A 23034-nucleotide genomic window follows, 5' to 3' on the forward strand; every position below is an offset into this window, starting at 1 on the left:
TAGCTCTAATCCCCCTCGAAGCTGCTTAATCTCAAAATTTTATTAACAAAGGTCTCATTACTTTCAATGAGACCTTTCAATGTTCCCTACTTTTTACGACGTACTACAAAAACACACGTACCTACGGAAGATACAATCGCTAAAACTGATAAGACAATTGCTATTGTTTGCATATTACTTGTACTTTCATTTTTTTCCACACTAGATACTTCACCATGTTCTCCTGTTAATGATGTACCTTTTGCAATCGTAGTAAGTGAGTGGGGCTTTTCAGCTTTCTCATCGCCTGTCCATTCAACAATTTCTCCATCTTTATATTGTTGATATGCATTCCAAGCTATTTGTTGCTCTTTATCTGGATTTTTAGCAACGAAAGTAAATCGTTGGAACTGACCAGGTAAAATCCCTTCTCCTGTTGCTTCCCATATTACAGTTTTAACTTTTCCAGCTGCATCTTTTTGTTCTTCCACTTTCCACCCTGGCACTGGCTCGTACTGTTGAAACTCGACTCCAGACGGTATTTTCAGTGTGACTTTTGTTGTTGCCATATTCTTTTCAACAGGTACCTTTATTGTATAAGTCTCCCAAGAGCCAACGTCAGAAGTTGCTGGTTTCACAGTTACGTGAGCACTAACAGGTAACGAAAAAATCCCCATTGCAATTATTGTTGCGATCATTGTTGTTCCTAATTTTTTTATACGTTTCATTTTCTATAAACTCCTTTTCATTTATAACGTCTTTTTTATCTGCCACCTACAATAAATTTATAATCCGTATCGAAACTATCAAGAGATTTTGTTAATCCGTGAACTTGTATATTCCAGTTTCCTGTCATGTTAATATACATACCTTCCGCTTCATATTCTCCCGGTGACACTGCCGAAACTTTAAATGAACCTTTGCCCATATTCATATCTAAAGATTGAGTCGTCAATACAATTTGTTCCATATCAGTAACAGGCTGTCCATTCTCATCCTTCAAAGTAATATGAAATGTATTCTGTCCTACCTTATTAGGACTTACATGTAAAGTAAGTTCATATCCATTATCTAATTGTTTACTCTCTGTAAAAGGTCCCGTAGGAGGCATCGGCGGCGTTTGTACATTTGTCATAAACGCTACGATTACGAAAACGATAATTCCAATGATAAACTCTACTTTCACCGTAGCTCCTAACCTTTGCTGCGCTCGCATTCTCCCTTTCACATAATGAATAATTCCCAATATCCCCATACACACGAATAAAAGTATCTTTGCTAATAAGGCCAATCCATACTTCGTATCAAATAGGGAATGGATTGTGGGAATAAAAAATGTACTGTTAAAAAGACCCGTTAATAAAATCACTATGACAGCACCTGTTGCCCATGGCGAAAAACGCTTAATCGCATCCCAATACATAGTCCACTTGTCATCCTCTTTACGTAAAAGAAGAACAATCGATGATAGCCCCCCAATCCATAACGAAGCTGCGAATAAATGTAGAAAGTCCATAACGACAGCAATTTCTTTAAACTTTAATCCATATGCATGACTATTGAAAGCTTTCATAACCAGTAACCCCATAAATAATACAATTGGAATGCTCCATACTTTAAACGACGAAAGCCTCTCACTCTTCACTGCAAAATATGTAACAATTATAAGCGTACTAATAAGAGCCATTTGAGTGATCCATACATAACCAAAAACAGATAGCTGTAATGTTTCTTTTAATAATAAAGGATCGAATGCTTCTAACCATGAAACATCAGCATTTATTTTCGCCTGCAATGGTAGATTGAATAGTAAACTAATAAATATCCCAAATAATGATATCCATATTATTCTCTTACCCCTTGATTGAACTGAGGTTGCATTCCCTTTATACATAATAAGATTAAAGAATAGAACTCCTAAAAATAGTGAGAAACTTGTATATAGAACCCCACGTTCCATGATCATATCGATTTGCGGAACATAGCCCATCTCTTCTACTTGTATATCATCTGTTCCCGCTTCTGCTAATCCAATACGGAATGGAATAACTCCTTGAATCGGATGTCCATCAGCTGAAATAGCTTTCCACTGAATAGAGTAAAGACCATTTTTGAGATTCTCTTTTAACCCAGCCTCTAATATTTTTTTGTTTTTCTTATCAATATGTGCATCTTTTAAATCTACTCTTTTACCTGAGGTGTCTCTTACGAACAATGTATTAAAACTTGAAACTTGTATGTCCTCATCGAATTCAATTTTCACAACAGATGGTGCTTTCTTTAACGTTTCATTTTCAGCAGGATTTGATTTCACAACATACGCATGAGCAGATGCGCTTTTTGGTATCAATATGATAAACACGCACGCTATTAATAGCCATGCCCCTAACCTTCGTATTACTTTCACAATCATTTCACTTCTTTCTTCTTTCTCGCTACACTTTCATTACTTTATACTTCCTAGTTTGATTTCCTGACGAAATATTAACCTGATTAAGTATTTTTTTATACAACATGACGCTTTCTTTCTCCCCACCTTTAAACTTCTAATATAATAGTAGCTACTTTAATTAAAACAACTTACATTTTTAAAGTCGATTGTTATTATATCATAAAATATATTTATGTAAGTTTCCTAAGAAGAAAAGTTCTCGTGAATCATTTGTGAAGAAAATGTGAAATACATAAATAAAAAGGTGTTACGTTATTACGTAACACCTTTTTATTTATAAATCGTGCCATTGGAGAAGGTATAGTATTCGTTGGTGTAAGTAATTCAATTCTATCACCATCCACTTCAAGAATGGCTGCTTCTCCTTCCACACCTAGCACCTCACTTACGTAACGCTCTATTACTGTTCCTTACCAAACCTTTTCGTAAAAACGTATAACTATCTAGATCATGAACTACGATACCGCTATCCTAAACAAAATGAAACACTTCTTTAAGTCTCTCCATGATAGAGAACTCCCTTTATATCGCCACTTCTATATCATCGTTTTAATTATAATTAAAAGCTAACCTTTTCTATACAATATATCCTTTTATTTTTTATAGATATTTAAAGAATGCATTTATATGAAACGGCTATTCCTAAAGTATCATATTAGGAATAGCCTCAATAACCAATATCTTATCTATCTTAAAAATTAAATTTGACATTTTCAATTTCTGTATTCTCGATTACTAACCCTTCAATCTCAATATTTTCTAATTTTATTTCTTTATTTGAACTAATCGTGTCTAAGATACCTAAAAAATTCTCCGCTAATTTTTTTATAGTTTCCATTCTATACAAACTACTTGCATATTCAAATTCAAAAAACAACTCTTTTTTTCCTTTTTCTACAAATAAGGTTAAATCAAATTTCGAAATTTTATTTCTATATTGAACAGGCGTCATTTTCAAATTCCCCATTATACTTTCATTGATTTGAGATTCTTGAAAAGCTAACATTGTAGAAAATATAGGGTTTCTCCCTAAGTCTCTCTTAATTTTTAACTTATCAATAATCATATCAAACTGGTAATCTTGATTATCATACGCTTTAATTAACTGTTCTTTAATCTCTGACAAAAATTCCGTAAAGTTTTTTTTCTCAATAGGGAAACTTCTAATTGCAATAGTATTTGCAAACATACCAATGATATTTTTCAAATCAGAATGTGTCCGCCCTAAAATAGGCATTCCTACAATTATATCGTGCTGCGAGGAACATTTTGATAACAAAATACTATAAGCTGCAGACAAAATCATGTACAATGTCGTATCTGTTTCTAAACATAAATTGTCTAAACGTTGCTTTAATTCATTTCCGCCTTCAAAAATAAAACTATTTCCTTCAAAGCTTTGTATAATTGGTCTAGGAAAATCCGTAGGCATATCTAATACTGGAAGATCCCCTGAAAGTACATCTAACCAATATTTTTCTTGTATACTTGCAGCACTTGTCTTTAAAAACTCATTCTGCCAATAAACGAATTCTTTATATTGAATAGGGTTTTCCTGTAACAGTTTTCCTTGATATAATTCTGATAACTCCTGCAGTAAAATATTGACTGAATATCCATCTGAAATCAAATGGTGCATATCTGTTAAGAGCACATGTTTATGACTACTTAAGCGAATGATCTTAACTCTTACTAAAGGGGCTTTACTTAAGTCGAAAGGTTCAATAAATTCATCAATTATATTTTCCAGTTCGACATTCAGCTTACTTGATGGATTAGAACATAAATGTTCATCTAAAACAGAATAACTAATTTCTATATCCACTTCTCCCTGAATTCGTTGTTTGGGCACACCATCTACTACTTCAATAGATGTTTGAAATGCCTCATGTCTCTTTACAATCTCACAAAAAGCTTTTTCCAATTTATCCAGATTGATTTCACCTTCTAGTAAGGTTGCTCTTGGCATATTGTAACTAGTTCCAATCCCTTCCATCTGTTGTAGTGTATATATCCTTTTCTGAGCTGAAGAAAGGTCGTAATATTCGCACTTTTCCACAGGTTGTAATGACACATACTTACTTTCAGATCTTTTCTTTATATGCTTACTTATACCTCTTACTGTTGGTGCTTTAAACGCTTCTCTTAACGATATATCTACACTAAACTTTTTGTGAATTTCTGCCATTAAAAGCATTAACGACAATGAGTTTCCACCCATTTCAAAAAACGAGTCATTCATACTAATTTGCTTAACATTAAGAGTTTCTTCCCACATTTGTGCAACAGTTTTTTCAATTGGATCCTCAGGCAGTTCATAATTAGTTTTTATCAATAATTCATCCTTAATTTCTGGGAGTGCTTTAACATTTAGCTTACCATTTGGAGTCAAAGGAATTCTATCTAACTTAATAAAGATAGAGGGCATCATGTAGTAAGGAATCTTACTTGAAAGGTATTCCCTTATTCCCCACCCATTCTCATTCTCTTTCAACACAATATAAGCACATAGTATATTATTATTTTCTTTATCTTTTTTTGGAACAACAATTGCATCAAGTATCATATCGTGTTGCAACAGTACTGAATTTATTTCTTCTAACTCCACTCTATATCCTCGAATTTTCAATTGATTGTCAATTCTTCCGAGAAATTCTACTTCTTGATGGCATGTGAGCCTCCCTAAGTCTCCCGTTCTATAGAGTTTGATTTTTTCATGTCCCAAAGGTGAAACCGTAATAAACTTTTCGCTATTTAAATCAATTTGATTCAAATAACCTTCTGTCACTCCTACTCCCCCAATACAAATTTCACCAGCCATTCCAAGTGGAACAAGTTTTTGACCTCTATCCAAAATGAATATTTTCGTGTTATCTACTGGCTTTCCAATAACCGTTCCCTTGGATACAAGGTCAAAATCAGTAGCATTAAATTTGTGAAATAGAGCGCCAATAGTAGTTTCTGTAGGTCCATAGTGATTCATAATTACAGTTTGCGGATACACCCTATTAAACTTACTAATATCAGCTGACTTCACTTCTTCACCGCCCAATACGATTAACCTTAGCGCCATGCAATTCTCATAATCTTCAACCATACGATGGTTAACTAAATAATTAAATAGTGAAGGAGTCAGTTTTATATAACTTATCTTTTTCTCTCTCAAATATGTGATAAGGGTTTCTGGGAGCATATAATGTTCTTTTGGAACTAAATGTAACTCACAGCCATTTAATAAAGCTGTATACAAACTTGTATATCCTAAATCAAATGCAAAGGAAGATAATAGTAGTGTTTTATCCCTATACGTTATACTTGCTTCTCGTGTGAACCATGAAATATAATTTACCAAGCTTTGATTCTTAATCGGTACCCCTTTTGGGAGCCCAGTGGTACCAGATGTATAAATAATATATATTGGATTATCAACTGTACTTCTTTCCTCTATATTTGAAGGACATTCAAAAAATAAGCTCTTATCTTCCAATTCCATAACCTCACAAGTAAAATCATTAGAAGTTACTAAGTGAGACTGGGTCAAAAGAAGAATTGTATCACTGTCTTCAATCATGCTATTTATTCGTTCTAATGGAAACTCCGGATCAAGAGGTAAATAAATTGCCCCGCTTTTAATAATACTCCATAGTCCAATGATCATTTCAATAGAAGGCTCAGCTAATAAAGCGATTACTGTATCACTTCCTGCCCCCTTCTTAATCAAGTGTTTAGCTAATTGATTTGCTTTATCATTTAATTCCTTATAAGTTATTGTTCTCTGTCCAAACACTACAGCAGTACGATTCGGATGTTTTTCCACCAGTTCTTCAAATATACGTTTAATCGTTTTTTCTTCTGGATACAAAGTATCAGTATTATTAAAAACACCTATTCTATTTTTTTCTTTCATGGTTACTAGATCAATTTCCTCAATTGGAATAGTAATGTCCTCTATGATAGTATCAATAATTTTAACGAAATGTTCCGCCATTCGTTCTATCGTTTCTTTACGGAACAAACCTGTACTATATTCAAATATAAAACGAAGTTGTCCATCCTGCTCAGTTACTTTCAGCTCTAAATCAAATTTAGATGTACGATTCGTATACTCGTACGGTTTAATTTCAAAATCACCTATTTCCGCCCATACTGCATCAACATTTTCAAAAGCAAACATCACATCAAACAGAGGATGACGATTCACATTTTTTCGCAATTGTAGCTTATCAACGAGCATCTCAAATGAATATTCCTGATGTTCGAGAGCTTGAAGTGTGTGGCTTGCAACTTCTTTCAAAAAATCCTCAAACCGTTTCTCTGAAGTAGGATAATTTCTGAGCGCAAGTGTATTAACAAACATACCTACCACATTTTCTAATTCAGAATTCAGTCTTCCTGCTACCGGGCTTCCAATTATAATGTCTTCTTGTCCGCTATATTTAAACAGTAGTATATTGAATGCCGAAAGTAATAATGAGTACAGAGTAGCTCCTTTTCGGCTTGAGATTTCATTTAATTTAGATGTATAATATGCATCCAAATTAAATTGAACTACATCACCTTCAAACATTGGCTCATCTAACCTTGGATAATCAGTTGGTAAATTGAGTAATGGTATTTCTTTTGAAAATATTTCAAGCCAGTACAGTTCTTTTAGTTTCCAGTTCCCGGATTCTATCATTTTGTTTTGCCAGTTTGAAAAATCTTTGTATTGAATTCTTACGTCTGGCAAATTATTTTTTTGATAAAGAGATGCAAACTCTCTAATTAAAATTCCCATTGATAAACCATCGGATATAATATGGTGCATATCATAAACAAGCAAATATTTCGATGATGGTAGCACCTCCACAATTGCTGCTCTGAACAAGGGCCCTTTCTCTAAATCAAATGGTCTAATAAATGTTTCAACAACACTCTCAAAATTTTGTTCATCTGCATACAAGTGTTGCATATTCCATTCAGGATTCTGATGGATTTTTTGAACTATTTTCCCTTGTACTTGTTTAAATGATGTTCGCAAGCTTTCATGGCGATTAATTAAAGCTTGCAATGCCTTTTCTATCTGTACTATATTAACTTCCCCTTCAAGAAATACTGCTCCGGTAATATTATAGTTTGTAGATGCACCATTCAATTGACTAACAATATACATACTTTTTTGTGCTGGAGAGACTTCATAATACTCCTGTGGTGGTGCTAGACGAATCGCTTCATATGTTTCTTTTTTTCCCATCATTTCTTCAATGATTACAGCCAATTCCTTAATAGTAGGAAATGCAAATATATTTCCAAGTGGAAGTTCAACTTCAAATTCCCTATGAATTTCAGAAACAAGTGTTATTGCTTTTAATGATTGTCCCCCAATTTCAAAGAAATGATGATTAATGCCTACACCATCAGTTCCCAGTATCTTTCTCCAAATACTTACAAGTTTTTGTTGTATCGTATTATAAGGTTTTTGATATTCTTCATCAAACTGTACTTTAATCTCCATATTTTCTAGGGACTTCCGATCAATTTTTCCATTCGGACTGAGCGGAAGGCTTCCTAGTTGAATAAAATAAGAAGGAATCATATATTCAGGAAGTTTTTTCCGCAAAAAACCCCTTATACTGCATTGATTATTTGTACCATGTGAGGGGGAATCATAGAATGCAACAAGATACTTATCATTTGCTACTCCATTCTTCACGACAACTATAGAGTTTTTTATGTTATCACATTTGTTTAAAACAACTTCAATCTCTCCTATATCAATTCGATGCCCTCGTATTTTTGTTTGGTCATCCTTCCGCCCCAGAACCTCAATGTTACCATCGCAAAGTAATTTCCCCATATCTCCTGTTTTATAAAGCATTTTTCCATAATTATGATAATACGGATCTCGAATAAACTTATCCTTCGTCAACTTAGAATTGTTAATATAACCTCTAGCTAAAGGTATGCCACCTATGAATATTTCCCCCTTCACTCCAATCGGCAAAGGGTGCATGTTCTCATCAAGGATATAAATGCGCCTGTTAGCAAGTGGTTTTCCCACGGGAATAACTTTTAAGTCGGCACTTTTAGTTCTTTTTCCAGACACTTCATATAAAGTACTTGTCATCGCCGTTTCAGCAGGTCCATATGCATTTAACAAAATAATATCTTCTAAAGGTAACTGTTCCCACATCCCTACTTTCTCCGCTGGCATTTGTTCCCCACCAACTATAACGAGTCTGAGGTTACTATCTGGAATTATTTCTGGTCTTGTATACCATTCTTGTACAATTTCGCCCCAATAATTTGTAGGTAGATTAACAACTGAGAGTCCAAGTTCAACACATTTCTGAGAAAACTGATAAGGAGTCCATATATTCTTATCACGCAAAACAAGAGAACTTCCTGCAGCTAGTGTTGTAAAAATCTGTTCAAGTGAAATATCAAAACTTATCGAAGAAAACTGAAGAACACGATCCTCCGGTGTCAGCTCATAACGTTTGCAAATATCAATGGAGTGGCTTACAACTGCTTCATGAGACATCATTACACCTTTTGGTCGACCAGTAGAACCCGAAGTATAGATGATATATGCCAAATTCTGGGGTTCAATTCTAACACTCGGTTGGTTTTTTGGTTCTTCGCGCACTGAATCCCATTCTATATCAAGACAAACGGTATGTCCCTGATAATCTCTAATCTTCGACTGTAAATTATTTTGGGTGAGTAATATAGGTACTTGGGCATCTTTCAACATCAAATTTATTCTTTCGCCAGGATAATCCATATCTATAGGTAGAAAAGCTCCACCAGCTTTTAAAACAGCTAAAATTCCTACAATCATTTTAGGTGAACGTTCAACATACACTCCCACAGGTATTTCAGGCCCTACCCCTAATTTAATTAGCTTATGCGCTAACTGGTTTGAAAGTATATCTAATTCTGTGTAAGATAAACTTTCATTCCCCTGTATAACAGCAGGTTTGTTTAAATTTAATTTTACTTGATCAGTAAATAAATCCTGAAAACATTGATTCTTAGGATAATCCAATGAAGTAGAATTATTATCACTTAAAATATGTGTAAGTTCTTTTTCGGAAATCATTGAGATATTCTCTAACTTACCATCTTCGCTAACAAGCATTTCCCACAAAATATTGATTAAATGTGAAAGTATCTGATTTGCTTCTGTTTCATTTAAAAAGGAACTATTGAACAGTAGCTTCAATTGAAGCTTTGGTTGTAGATTACAATAAACAACCAAAGGATAATCCATTTGTTCATCTATACGTACTGATTTCACTTGTAATGAACCAATTCCGTCTTTCAATTTCACATCGAATGGATAGTTTTCAACAATTACAATACTCTCATACAAATCATATAAGGCAGAGCTTCTTGGCATATCAATCCAACTTCTTATATCAACGAGTGAGGTATATTCATATTGACGCATTTCAACCTGCTTCAGTTGTACATCTTTAAGCCATTTAATCAAATTTACATTTTTATTTATCTTTACCCTAAAAGGAAGAGTATTCATAAAGCAACCAATTATTGAATCCGAACCTTCTAACTCGGCCGGACGCCCTGATGAAGTTACCCCAAAAATAATATCTGTTTCTTGGGAGTAGCGATTTAAAAGAATTGCCCAAGCCCCCTGAATCATAGTATTTAGTGTAATCCGATTCTTTCTAGTAAAGTCTTGAATTATCTGTTGTTTGTCTTCAGACACTTCGTATACTACATCTCCAAAAGCAGATAACTGATTTGAATTTTTTGCAGGAAAAATATTATTGAATCGTATAGGTGTTTTAAATCCATCTAACTCGGTTCTCCAAAATTGTTCCGCTTTCTTCTTGTCTTGCCTACGTAACCAGTCGATATAATCTTTAAATGAATATACATGTCCAAATGTTATCTTTTCGTCAACACATAATGCTTCATAACACTGACCCAGTTCCTTAAAGAGGATGCTATTACACCAACCATCTAACTGAAGGTGATGATGCGTCCATACTACATCATAGGCATACTCTTCTTGCTTAATGACCAAAATTCTCATAAGTGGTGGTTTTGAAAGGTCGAATCCCTTCTTACGATCTTCCTCAATAAGTTGTTCTAACTTTTGCAATCCTTCAGATTTCGAAAAATTTGTCCAATCTAAAACTTGAAAAGGAATTTTTAGATCTTTATGAACAATCTGTACAGGTTCTTCTAGTCCTTCCCAATGATATGATGTTCTTAAACTTTCATGTCTATCTAAAAGTTTTTGCCAAGCCTTTTCAAATATCTCAATATCTAGTTTTGATTTTATTGAAAATATTGTTTGCTCCACAGTTACTGACGATTTTGGTGAATAGATATGATGAAAAACCATACTTTGTTGTACTGGTGAAAGCATGTATATATCTTCTATATTTTTATATACCTCAATCCACTCATCAATTTTCTTTTGATCTATGGAGACAAGTGGGAAATCTGAAGGCGTCAAATATGTACCTTCTTTTGTTTGACAGTGGTCAATTATATCCTTCAAATTGTTGACAAAATCCTTTGCCAAGCCTTGAATGGTTTCAACCAAATGACTATTCGCACTATATTTCCATTCTACACATAATTTTTTATCAACGATCATACATTCAATTTCAAGCAAGTGACTTCTAATTCCATTCAAATCACGGGTTGGTCCTGTATTCACATCCGCTATATTAAATAACTGCTGTTTTTTAATTGCTTGTTCGAACTGTCCTAAATAATTAAAGCTTATTTGTGCCCTTTTCCTAGACGAAATTTGCCCTCGCATCTCTTTCTCTGCTAAGTAATATAAAATTTCATAACCAATTCCACCATTTGGTATAGCACGATACCGCTCTTTTACTTGCTTCAATATTTCTGCTATGCCCTTCTCTTTTTCAATGTCGCCCATAACAATAGGATATACACAAGTAAACCATCCTACAGTTCTTGAAGTGTCGTACTCTTTTAACAAAGGATTCCTACCATGGCCCTCCAAATCAACTAGTGTTTCACCACTCCAATTTGCTAATGTACTAGAAAGTGCGGAAAGCAGAATATCATCAATTCTCATTTTAAATAATTGATACGTGTCATGCAGTAAATACTTTGTTTCTTTCTCCGTCAACATAAAAGAAAGTGTACGAGCAGAATTTTCATCATTTCTCCCCCCTTCCATGTCAATAGGTATAGTATTTACAGAAGAAGGGACATTGTTCTTCCAAAAAGCAAGTTCATCTTTTAATTGATTGGAATAAGCATATTCATAGAGATGCTCAGACCATTTTTTAAAAGAGAGGCCTTTCACTGGAAGTTGAACAGAGCCACTATTTGTAAGCTGTTCATATATCATCTGTAGAGTGTCCAGCATAAGTCGCCATGAATATCCGTCTATTACAAGATGATGTACTGTTATAAACAACCTTCCTTTTTCCTGATCCCCGGAATCAAAATATGCAACTTTAATTAATGGCCCATCTGTAATGTTTAATTCATACTGCAATTTTGATAAAATTTCATGCATATGACTATTATTAAAATCATGTAATTCAAATAACACATTCTCATCGGACTCTGAATAAACTTGAATCCATTCTCCAGCCCTTTGATAATAACGGAGCCTAAAACTCTCATGATAATTTGTAAGTATACGAAAACTTTCATGCAACAAATTCGGATTTATACCTGCTCGTGTTTCCAATAGCACAGATTGATTCCAATGATGATAATTTTCCAAATCTTGCTCAAAAAACCACTTTTGAATCGGTGTAAGAAGCACTTCTCCAGTCTCAGGTTCTTCTATTTGATCTTCACTATAGCTTTCTTTAATATCTGCAATACAATCCGCCAGTTCTGCTATCGTTTGGTTCTCAAACATCTGACTCACGGTAATCTCTATACCCTTTTGAAGCGCTTTACCTACTATTTGAATACTTAAAATTGAGTCTCCTCCCAACTCGAAGAAGTTATCATGTATACCAATTCCCCCCTGATGTAGACCCAATACTGCAGACCATACCTCTACTAGTTCTTCTTGAACTTTATTTTTTGGAGCAACGTAACCTTTATAAGTATGAATTTGAGGAGCCGGTAAGTTCCTTCGATCAAGCTTTCCTATGGAAGTTAAGGGCAGACTCTCTAGCTGAATATAGTATGACGGAAGCATATAATCTGGTAATTCTTTTGCTAAAAATCCCTTAAGTTCCTCCATGTTAACCTGAACATGGGAAACGATATATGCACAGATAACTTTTTTCCCATTATTAATTTCCCAATCAATTACAGCAACATCTTCAATGTAGTTCCTTTTTAATATTAAATTATGAATTTCTGAAAGTTCAATCCGATACCCTCTGATTTTCACCTGATGATCCTCTCTTCCAAGAAACTCGATTTCTCCGTTTGGAAGCCATCTTCCTAAGTCCCCTGTTTTATACATACGATCATTTGGATTAAAGGGATCATTCATAAACTTTTCATTTGTAAATTCTGGTAGATTCAAATACCCTCTTCCTACACCGTCTCCAGCAATATACAACTCACCAGGAACACCTATTGGACTAATATTTTTATCTTTATCTAATATATAACATCTAACATTTGAAATCGGCCGCCCTAAAGAGACGGTATTTTCTGAACATTCAACACTTAAAGCATCCACTGTCGTTTCTGCTGGACCATAATTATTATATAATTTATATCCTCTATCAATCAGTGCATCTTTTAATGATTCTTCTAGTCTTTCCCCACCTGAAATAACTGTGTGTAAACTCTGCAATTTGCGATCATGACATAATAATTCTTTTAATACAGTCGGTATGAAATTAATAATATGAATTTCATGTTGATCAACATAATCACAAAAATGCTCCTTATTTAAAATTAAATTCTTTTCGGCTATATGTAATGTCGCTCCATAAAGTAATGTACCGAAAAAATCCTCAATACTCGGATCAAACACATAATTTGTTAGTTGTAATAGATTTGTTTTTTCCGTTATATTAAATGTTTTTCCAAACCACTGAACAAGATTAACAACATTTCGATTTTCTATCATTACACCTTTAGGTTTTCCTGTAGTACCTGAAGTATACAAAACCGTAAATAAATCATTCGGACTAAGGTTTACTTTTGGTAGAAGAGTCTCACCCGAAATTTTTCTACTATTATCCAATATAAAAATACAATCATTGTTGAATTTTCCAATTACATAGTCGTTTTTATTAATTACATCCTTACTGGTCAATATGAACTTTGTTTGACTATCCTGTATCATATACATTTTCCTTGACTCTGGATATTCTGGATCAATTGGCAAGTATGCAGCTCCGACTTTTAAAATAGCAATTATCCCTATTAGCATTTCAATTGATGGATCCGTCATGATTCCAATAATCTCACCCTTTTTCACTCCTTTTCTAAGCAGTTCATTTGATAAGTTATTGGATATGTCATTTAATTCTTCATAAGTCATAGTCCTATTTTTATATACAATCGCAACATTATCCGGGGTTTTCATCGCTTGTTGCTCAAACAACTGACTAATCGTCAACTGATGTGAATATGTTTTACGAGTATTATTAAATTCCAAAAGGATTTGTTTTTTCTCTTCAATAGATACGATATCAATCTCTTCTATTTTTTTATGAGGATTTTTTATGACTGCTTCTGCAATTATAGTAAAATGCTGAGCTAAACGCTCAATTTTAGATGATTCATATAATTGTTCGTTGTAACTGAAACATATCTCAATATCTTTGTGCAAACTTATACTAATAGATAAGCCATAATTAGTCATTTCAAAGGTGGAATATGAGTTCAAAGCGATTCTATTTTTGTTTGTCAGTATCGTCTGATCTAAAGGGTAGTTTTCAAAAACAACAATAGTATCAAAAAGGTCGATTTCCGTATCCAATTCACTATATTTTTTTATATCTACTAAAGATGATGTCCCATACAATTCCCAATCCTGCAATGTCTTATTTAACTTTTTGATAAGTTCTATAGATGTTTCGCCAGAATCCTTTTTAACTCTTAATGGAACTGTATTTATAAATAGGCCTACCATTTCTTCAATCCCATTAAATGTTCCTGCTCTACCCGAAATAGTTGCGCCAAAAATAATGTCATCGATATTATGATTCTTTTGTAGCACAATTCCCCATAAACTATAAACAAGGGCGGCAAGAGTAACTTCATTTCCCTTCGCAAATCCTTCCAACTTATCCCTTGAAAATTGAATACGATACTGATGATCTTTTCGAATTGATTTATGTTTCTTTTTTGTTACTTCCAATCTATTTTGCGAGTTAAATCCTTTTAAATACTCTTGCCAAAATACTTTCTGCCCTTCTTTATCCTGTTTTTGAATATATTTAATAAAATCTTTATATTTTTTTTTAGTAGGCAGATTGTAAGTTTCTGATTCACTAAGGCATCGATATGCGTTTAGGAATTCTTTTAAAATAATTCCATTACTCCAGCCATCATATATAATATGATGATTACTTATAATCATTTCATGTCTTTCTTCTGCTAATATGCACAAAGTAACCCTGAATGGTATTTCACGAAGATTAAACTTTTTTTCACGATCTTTAACTTTTATCTCTTCTAGTAAAATATTTTTTTCACTTTCACTCTTGTGTGTAAGATCAATTATTTTAATATGAGGGGTATGTTCTTTCAATACTATTTGAACAGGAGTTTTCACTTTTTCCCAACGAAATAGTGTACGTAACTGCTCATTTGTTTGGACAACCGCGTCCCAAGCTTTCTTAAACAATCCTGCATCAACTCTACCTAAAATCCCCAAACATATCTGTTCAAAATACTCATCACTTTGAGGATTTTTTAAGTAGTGAAATAACAACCCTTCCTGTATTGGTGTTAAACCAAGAATATCTTCCAAATTTTGTTTATCCAATTTTATCATCATTGAGCTCCTCCTTGAGACAATCAAATGAATCTAAATAATTATGCTTCTTCATATTTTCTATAATTTCTCCTCTTTCCATCTTGATAACTTTATCCGCGATATGAAAATACCTATCATCATGAGTAATAGCAATGATAGCTTTTCCTTTTTCCTTTAATTCAGCCAATAGTTCTGTATAGAAAAAATGTCTAAATTCAGGGTCTTGATCTGCCGCCCATTCATCAAATAGATAAATAGATTTATCCTCTAAATAGCTAATTAATAGTGCTAGTCTTTTTCGTTGTCCTGTTGAAAGTTTAGTTGTACTAAATTCTCCATTTTGAATTTGTACTTTTTCATCGATACGTAATATTTTCAAATATTTTTTTATTTCTTCTTCCTTTGAACTATAGTCAATACCATAGACTTTTGTAAACAAATAAAAATCACTAAATATTGCGGAATATAGCTCTCTTAACTGTTCCTGATTTATTTGTTGATTGTTAACAAATATGTTTCCGCTATTTGCAGAATACAAACCTGTAATTAGTTTAGCAAGAGTTGATTTACCACTACCATTGCCACCGGTTATAAATACAACCTCTCCTGATTTAAGTTCAAAATTAATTGGCCCAACTTGAAAAGGTTCTCCATGTTCACTTTCGTATTGATATACTACCTCTTTAATCTCCATGTTTATTTTACTTTGAGGTATCAAAGTACTGTTTACGTCTGTCTTATTAGTTTCGGTTTTTAAATACCTTGAAAAATCATTTATTCTCTTCCAACTAATTTTCATTTGAATCGCATTAGGGATAGTATTGAGTATACTATGTAGAGGTCCTGTCATATAAAGAAAAACAAAAACATAGCTTCTTAAAAACTCACTCTGTACCCCTTTAAATAAAAGCGGAAATAAAAATGTAACAGCCCCAATTACCATAACAAACAGCAATTCACCAATAATAAAAACATTAGCAAACTTAAGACCACCTTGAATCCGCTTATCCTTATAATCCTCACAGCTCTCTTGCATCCCTTGTCCAAACTCTTCTCGCTTTGACTTTCCTATGCTTAACTCTTTATAACCGCCAATGAGATCGTTTATATATCTAAAAAAAGTGTTTTGGATGTTTCTTGTTTGTTCCCAAAGATTATTAGCTGATTTTCCAGCTACATAATACATACCTGCTGCAACCAAAATAACTGCAATAGAAACAAGCAGTCCATAAACATTAATTACTCCCAAATAAACCAAACAACATAAAAGTGTAATTGAATCAGTCAAACCAGTAATTATGGTGGCAGCATAATTACTGATAGCTTCTGTATCATTATTTAAGGTGGTTTGAATTCTTTCTGACTCTATTTTTTCAATTTTTTCAAAAGGATTTTTTAATATATCGTTAATTAACTGGGTCCTTTTTTCATAAATCAGATTATTTGTAATGGTAATCAACTGCGTCCGTACCAATTTTTGCGCTAATACATAAGTAATAATTCCTAGCAAAAAATATAAAAACAAACTATTGTTGCTTGAATAATTACTTCTAGTTAAAGCTTCATTAATAATAAAAATAATCATCGCATTTCCAAAACCACTGGTTACACTCAACACAAAAATCGGAAAAAAATTTTTCTTATTATGCAAAGGAAAAACAGTTATTAAAGATAAATATAGGCAGAACAGTACAATACTAATTAAAGTAGCCCATACCGCAAAACTCATACTGATAGGTAACCAAACATTAACAAAATCCCAAGAAAGTCTCCCGAAAAATACAAATGGAATTTTATAAAGGGCATACCCAGCTAAGAACGCAAACAGAAACGTTATAAAGGGAATACAAATACTTTTAAATTTATTTTTTTCCAACTTCCTTTTTTTCTTATACACCTGAATCATAACTATGAAAATGAAGTATAGAGTAATAATTGAAAAAGGAACCATAAACAAAAGTACAGTAACAGAAAAGGCATCAATACTCTTATACGTATCTTTACCGTTTGTCACCACACTCTCCCCCACAAGTGTGTCCATAATAGCCTGGCCAATATTTTGAGTGTACTCGGAGTTCATGTTAGCCATCACCGCAACTCCTAACTTCTCTTGAGGATGAAATACAACGAAAGAGGAGAAATTCGGATTACTTCCTGCATGTGATATTTCACCAGGACCATTTTGAAAAACTTGCCACCCTCCGGCATAAGAAGAGCCATCCTCAGATGGTGGAACTGATCTGTTTGGTATATGTGTACTATAAATTGCCTTTTGGTGATCATCACTTAGTCCATATATCCCAAGCTGCATACGAAGCCACTTTTCCATGTCTTCATTATTTGAGATAAAATAACCTGCGGGTGTATTTCCTCGATAAATAGGTGCATTAAACTCTATAGGCTTTAAAAAACCTATTTTATATCCCTTTGACATATCATATTTAGCGACATCTTTTCTAAACAAAAAAGTATTACCCATATTAAATTGGTTTAATATATTATTCTGAACGTATTGTTCAAAAGATTGATTGGTAACTTTTTGTATAACTAATCCTAGAATATCGTAGTTAATACTGGCATAATTGAATTGCTCTCCTGGATATGTCTCCAATTTTTGATTTAATATTTCTCTAACTGTATTTTCCAACGCATCATTGTCATTTGAGATAGGTATGTCCCCAATGGTATGAAAAGGGATCCCACTCGTATGATATAAAAGCTGTTCAAGAGTTATTTCAACATTTTTATTAAGTTGTTTTCCTTTATAATTACCTTCATATATCATTTGAAACCACTGCAAATATTTGCTAACAGGGTCCTTTAAATCAATTAACCCCTTTTGAACAAGTTGATATATTGCGAGAGCTGTAAACGCCTTACTATTCGAACCGATTTCAAATAATGTTTTTTCCGTTACACGTTGCTTTGTCTCAAGATTTGAATAGCCAAAACTTTTTTTATATACAGCTTGATCACCTTTGACTACTATCACTGACATTCCAGGAATTTTGGCTTCTTGCATTTGTTTTTTTATAAGCGAGTCTAGTTGTTCTTTATCGTTTTCCGTAAACATTCTATCATTCTCTGCATTTGCTATTTGAATCCCAAATAGCATCTGTACATTTAATAATATTACAAGGGTAATCAAAACAACTTTTACTCTCATCATGATTGAATGACTCCTCTCTAATATCATATATTAAATATATTTTCAAGATCTTCACTCGAGAGGTTTGCCGTTTCAAAATCAGATGGGGTGAATTCAGCATGTTTTCTCTGACAACAATGTTGAATCAAATCTCTCAATTGATTCATATACTCCATGAAAAATTGCGATATTGTTTCTTGTTTAAATTTGTTTTTGCTATACGTAATCGACAAATTCAACTTTTTATCTACTGTATACGCAACGATATCTAGCAAACAATCCATCTCATTTTTATTGCTGTTATCTTGACCGGAATTTTCATACGCAAATTCAAAAATTCCATTGGAAAATGTAGCATTAAAATCACCTAAATAGTTAAAACGAACATACTTTCGAGATTCGGAACTTAATTCCTTCGAAATATACTTTAAAACTCCATAATTTAGACCTTTACTTGGAACGCTACGCAATTGCTCTTTTAATTGTTTAATTTGTTGTGATATATCTACATCCTCAAATTGTAACCGAATTGGAAATAGGCTCGTAAACCATCCAATAGTTCGCGATACATCAATTTCATCATTTAATTCTTCACGCCCATGCCCTTCAATTTCAATAATCACATCATTTGTTTTAATATACTTAGCCATTACCAATGATAGCGCTATAATCATTAGTTCATTACCTTTTGTTCGATAAGCTTCATTTGCTTTTTGTAACAGCTGCATAGTTTCTTCTTCTGTTAACTTCTTAATCATTTTCTCGCAAAATTCCATACGATCCAATCCTAAATCAAAATCATTAAATGAATTCTCTTCATATTGATATACATGCTCCCAGTATCGCTTTTCTGATTCTGGAATTTTTTTACTCATTCTCTTTAACTCAATTGCCCAATCCTGTACCGAATTATCTTTTGGCGGCAAAGAAGTTTTCTGCTTATTTTCTATCTGTTTATATAATTGATTTATATCTTCAAAAATAATTCGCCAAGATATACCATCAACAGCTAAATGATGAGCTGTCATTAACAATCTTTTACCAAAATCGCCCAAATCAAATATACAAACTTTAAGAAGAATTTCATTTTCAATATTAAAGCTCGATTTCAATATTTCTCCAATACTAGCAATACGAATACCTTGCTCTGTTTTTGATAATTCAGATAAATCTAATGATTCTATTTTTATTTTTTTATTGTAATTATTTTGATTATAAAATAATTCCTTCGTTTCCATCCGGTAATTCAAGCGAAAAGCGTCGTGATGACAAACTAATAAGCTAAATGCCGATTCAAGTATCCCAACCTCAACGTCATCCTTTACTTTGACTAACACTGACTGTGTATAATGGTTTATATTGTTCAAATCTTGCGAAAAAAACCATGAGATAGATGGTATCGTTTCAATACTACCAACACATTGTTGATTACTCTTCTGCTCTTTTGTGCTAGTCATTTCTAAATATAAAATCATATCTTCAATAACTGGATTAGCCAAAATATCCTTTGTTTTTATTTTAATCCCTTTCTCACGTATCTTAGAAGAAATTTGAATTGCTTTAATGGAATCCCCGCCTAGATGATAGAAGTTGTCTCTTATACTTACTTTTTCAACATTTAATACTTCACGTATAATACCTACTAAATCACTTTCTATCTCACCTTCAGTTTTTTTCTCTATTTTAACTTCAGGTTTCGGCAAGGCCTCTCTATCCAGCTTTCCGTTAAACGTCAACGGTATTTCTTTCAACACAATAAAATACGAAGGAATCATATAAACTGGTAAGATCTCTTTTAAGAATCTAAATAGTTCGGATGTCTTCACCTTAGCATTCTCAGTATAGTAGGCACAAAGATAGTGGTTTCCATCATAATCCTCTTGATCAATCACTACCACTTCCTTAATGCTCGGATATTTTTGCAAGTTTATTTCGATTTCTTTTAGTTCTATGCGGAACCCACGAACTTTTACTTGATCATCTTTCCTTCCCAAATACTCAATCTTATCTCCTTCAATAAATCTAGCTAAATCACCCGATTTATACATCTGCTCTTTTGCCGAATATGGATTTACAATAAATCTCTCTCTTGTTAAATCCTGATTGTTAAAATATCCTCTTGCAACACCTTCCCCAGAAATATAAATTTCTCCAACAACTCCCATTGGTACTGGGCGAAGATCGGAGTCCAACACATATATTTTCATATTTTGTGCAGGTACACCAATAGGAACAGATACCCCTTTATCTTTTTCAATATCGAATTGATGAATCATACATCCTACAACTGTTTCTGTGGGCCCATATTCATTATATATTTTTGTTTCTCTACCTAATTTTTTCTGTATGTTTGCGGCAAGGTCTACTGTTAAATTTTCTCCACCAACAATAATTTTTTTAATTGAACACCCAACAAAGTCTGAATCTTTCAATAAAAACAGGTGAGATGGAGTTAATTTAATAATACTTGCTTTTTTTTCTTTAAATATTCTATATAATACATATTCGTTTGCATCAGCAGGATAAATAATAATCTGATTACCACTAATTAATGGGGTAAATATAGTTGTAACAGTAAGATCAAAAGCAAGAGATGAATACAATGGGAAAACTTGATTTTCACTTGCGCCTACATATACTTGATTTGCCCAGGAAATATAATTAACCAATCCTTTCTGTTCAATCATTGTACCTTTAGGGTTTCCCGTAGAACCCGATGTATATATGATGTAAGCAAGGTCAGTCGGCTCACTTCTATTTTTAATATTAGAAGTATCTCCCATATAAATATGAGCTGCATTTATATGGATAACCTCAACCGCATACAAAGAAAGATCCCATTGATGCGAAATATCAAAATTAGTGAACAGAATATTGATATCTGAATCTTGCAGCATATAATTGACCCGTTCAGATGGATATTGTGGATCAATAGGTAAATATACCGCTCCTGCTTTTAAAATCCCTAAAATTCCAATAATTGTTTCTAGAGAATGCGTAGTTGATATTCCTATTACTGTACCTTTTGTTACATTTTTCTTTAATATATACCTCGCTAATTGATTAGATCTATCATTCAATTCACGATACGTAAGTTCCTTATCTTCCAGGCAAATCGCAACTCTATCTGGTGTCCTTTCTACTTGTTCTTCAAAAAGCTGATGAATTGTCTTGTCCTTTGGATACTCCCTATTCGTTGCATTAAATTCATATATCAATTTATTCCACATATCTTCTGGTAAAATTTCTAATTCCATCAACTTTTTATTGGGCGACTCCAACATCTGATCCAGTAAATGACTGATTCCAAGATACATTTGTTCAATTTGCTTTTCTGTATACATATGATCCTTATAATCTATATCTAGATTAAATCCTCCTAATCTAGACCATTCTCGAATAATCAATTGAATTGAATAAATCTGATTCCTATTGTAAAATTCTTCATTTTCTATTGGTGTACCATTAATTTCAGTAGGAAGTTTTGTATTGTAATAGTTAATACATGTATCAAATAAATCACCGTATCCCTTTTTCTTTAATTCCAAATCTTTCACCAATACATCATATGGATATTTTTGATGATAATAACAGCGAACCAATTCACGATTAATGCCTTTTATAAAATCTATGACTGTCATTTCACTATCAACAGTATGACGAAATGGCATAGTACTTGTTAACATCCCCACAATATTTTTTTCATTTTTCCCCGCTCGATTAAGTACAGGCATTCCAATAATTAAATCATCCTGCCCATTTACTTTATTTAAGTAAATATAATATAGGGCAACAAAGAATGCGTACACAGAAACATTTATGTCAGTAGCAAATTGTTTAATTTCATCCGATTGATTATTTGTTAAAGAATATGTTTTTCTATTTGCCTTTGCACAATCTACTTCGTTCTTCCGCTTCACAATTGGGAGCTTACTAAACTTCTCATTCCAAAAATTTTTATCCTTCATAAATCTTTTTGAAGTTAAATAGGATTCTTCCTTCTCAAGGCAATACATATAGGTACTATTAAGCTGATCTGTTATTTTTTCACCTTTCAAAATTTGAGTGTATGCATTACAAATCTGTTCAGTTAAAAGATTCATAGACCAACCATCAGAAATTATATGATGGACCTTAACGAAATATCCCCCTTCTTTAGTATCTTGTAACTTGAACAAAGCAAAATCAAATAAGTCTTGTTCATTGATATCGAAAGGTTTTGCAGCTTCCTGCTGAACCCAGGCATCTAAATCCTTCTGACTATTAAAAATAGTATATCGAACTTGATATTTATGATATTTCTCCACATATTGATGAACCTTCTCATCCGATTCTACAAATCGATGCCTGATTCCATCATTTTTTTTTATAAAATAATTAATTGCTTTCTCAAGACAATCAAAATCCACTTCTCCTTGTATCTTTACTGTTCCCCCAATATTATGCAATGGCTGATGAGGATTAATTTTCTCCATATACCAAATCCTTTGTTGAGGATGAGTTAGTGAAAAATATTCTCTATACTTCAAATTATCACCACTT

The 23034-nt window shown here is 33.0% G+C and carries 5 protein-coding genes and 1 pseudogene; all 6 read right to left on the minus strand.

From position 1 onward, the window contains the following. Window positions 1-86: 86 nt before the first annotated feature. The 6 genes and pseudogenes from MKX66_RS10290 to MKX66_RS10315 all read right to left on the minus strand — a co-directional run bounded on the left by MKX66_RS10290 (window position 87) and on the right by MKX66_RS10315 (window position 23021). Window positions 87-707 carry a YcnI family copper-binding membrane protein gene (locus tag MKX66_RS10290; RefSeq protein WP_002031295.1) on the minus strand — a complete coding sequence of 207 codons (621 nt, stop codon included), beginning with the start codon at window positions 705-707 and terminating at the stop codon, window positions 87-89. Between the two features lie 35 nt (window positions 708-742). Further along, window positions 743-2392, minus strand: coding sequence for a copper resistance CopC/CopD family protein (locus MKX66_RS10295; RefSeq protein WP_341086060.1), 1650 nt, complete (start codon window positions 2390-2392; stop codon window positions 743-745). A 305-nt stretch (window positions 2393-2697) separates the two neighbouring features. Beyond that, a pseudogene (locus MKX66_RS10300) lies at window positions 2698-2893 on the minus strand (glyoxalase); the annotation flags it as partial. A gap of 229 nt (window positions 2894-3122) precedes the next feature. After that, window positions 3123-15362: an amino acid adenylation domain-containing protein gene (locus tag MKX66_RS10305; RefSeq protein WP_341086062.1), complete on the minus strand. Its 12240-nt coding sequence runs from the start codon at window positions 15360-15362 to the stop codon at window positions 3123-3125. Beyond that, a complete protein-coding gene (locus MKX66_RS10310) occupies window positions 15346-18513 on the minus strand; it encodes a cyclic peptide export ABC transporter (RefSeq protein ID WP_341086064.1) in 3168 nt (1055 codons plus the stop codon). The genes MKX66_RS10305 and MKX66_RS10310 overlap by 17 nt, the downstream gene beginning before the upstream one ends. Before the next feature lie 23 nt (window positions 18514-18536). Beyond that, window positions 18537-23021, minus strand: coding sequence for an amino acid adenylation domain-containing protein (locus tag MKX66_RS10315; protein WP_341086065.1), 4485 nt, complete (start codon window positions 23019-23021; stop codon window positions 18537-18539). Between the last annotated feature and the right edge of the window lie 13 nt (window positions 23022-23034).

It is taken from the genome of Bacillus sp. FSL R9-9530 (assembly GCF_038008145.1).
In the GTDB taxonomy this organism is placed as follows: Bacteria; Bacillota; Bacilli; order Bacillales; family Bacillaceae_G; genus Bacillus_A; species Bacillus_A mycoides.